Origin of the sequence: Spongiactinospora gelatinilytica (assembly GCF_003236385.1) — a bacterium.
Lineage (GTDB): Bacteria > Actinomycetota > Actinomycetes > Streptosporangiales > Streptosporangiaceae > Spongiactinospora > Spongiactinospora gelatinilytica.
On sequence record NZ_POUA01000748.1, the window covers coordinates 1 to 1,133 of the forward strand.

Consider the following 1,133-nt stretch of genomic DNA (forward strand, 5'->3'; position numbering starts at 1 on the left):
GCCGTACATCACGAGCGCGGACCCCGCCTGCACGAACGCCAGCAGGAACGCGCCGGTGGTCAGCCACGCCTTCATCGCCAGCGGGCCGGAGAACCCGGCGGGGCCCACCGCGAACCCGGTCGGTGTGTGGACCCGCCCGTAGACCCCCAGCGCGACCGCCATCAGGGCCCCGGCCAGCAACGGGCCCACCAGCTTGGTCGCGCTCGATGACGGACGGGTGAGGGGGACGGTGTGGGGGCTGGTCAACTCTCCGATGTGGTCGTCGCCGGTCATGGCATCTCTCCGATGAACTCGTCCACGTCCTTGGCGTCCACCCGCGCGCCGTCGATGGTGGGGTCGGTGCCCGGGGTGAGGGCCGGCACGGCGACCGGCTGTTCGCCGCGCTTGGCGAAGCCGGTCTGTGTGCCGTCGGCGAGTACGATCCAGCCGGCCTTGAGCCGCGCGCCCCGCACGATCGCGCTCGCCCGGTAGAGGCCGGAGGGCTTCTTGGCGGTCGGCGCGGTGAAGTCCCAGCTCTTGCGGCCGATGCGCAGCCCGCCCACCGCGCGATCTCCGTCCAGCCGGGCCGACACCGAGGAGCCGCCGAAGCCCTTCAGCGTCACTTCGCCGTCCTTGGCCCTGCCCGCGAACCACGCCTCCGTCCTGCCGTCGCAGAAGTAGGCGATCACCTTGTCGTTCCGGACGGAGATGGCGATCAGCCCTCCTTGCTCCTTGACCCGCCCGGCGTAGTCCGCGCGCACCGGCGCCGGCCTGCCGGTTTTGACCGCCGTGGGCGGGGGAGGGCTCACCTGAGTGGTGGCCTCCGCGCCGGCCTGCGCCGCGCCTCCGGCATCGGTCACGTTCGCCGGGGACGCGGCGGAGACGCTGAGGACGCCTAGTGCGACGGCGACGATCCCCCCGGCCGCCAGCGTCAACGCTGGTCCCAGCCTTGCCATGACTCTTCTCCCCGAGGAGTTGCGGATGTTCCGGTTACGAGGGTCGGCGTTATCCACAGGCGCGTCTGTGAAGAAATGCGCACAGCGACCGGCGAGGAAGAATGGAAGACATGCGCGAAGAAGATCGTCCCGACGCTCGCCACCTGTCTCTTATACCCATCTCCGAGCCCACGAGACTAGCGCTCATCCCGTATGCCG

General features: G+C 70.5%; 2 protein-coding genes. Both read right to left on the reverse strand.

Going from position 1 to position 1,133, the window contains the following annotated elements; translation table 11 throughout:
• Positions 1-273 (reverse strand): DUF6529 family protein (locus C1I98_RS39120; RefSeq protein ID WP_233508582.1); only part of this gene is annotated, 273 nt, incomplete at its 3' end.
• Complete coding sequence (locus tag C1I98_RS39125; protein WP_146607941.1) at positions 270-935, reverse strand: hypothetical protein; 666 nt, start codon at positions 933-935, stop codon at positions 270-272. The genes C1I98_RS39120 and C1I98_RS39125, both read right to left, overlap by 4 nt.
• Between the last annotated feature and the right edge of the window lie 198 nt (positions 936-1,133).

Excerpts from the sequence above, each read along its gene's own strand:
- C1I98_RS39125 (WP_146607941.1), bottom strand. The coding sequence starts at position 935 with ATGGCAAGGCTGGGACCAGCGTTGACGCTGGCGGCCGGGGGGATCGTC.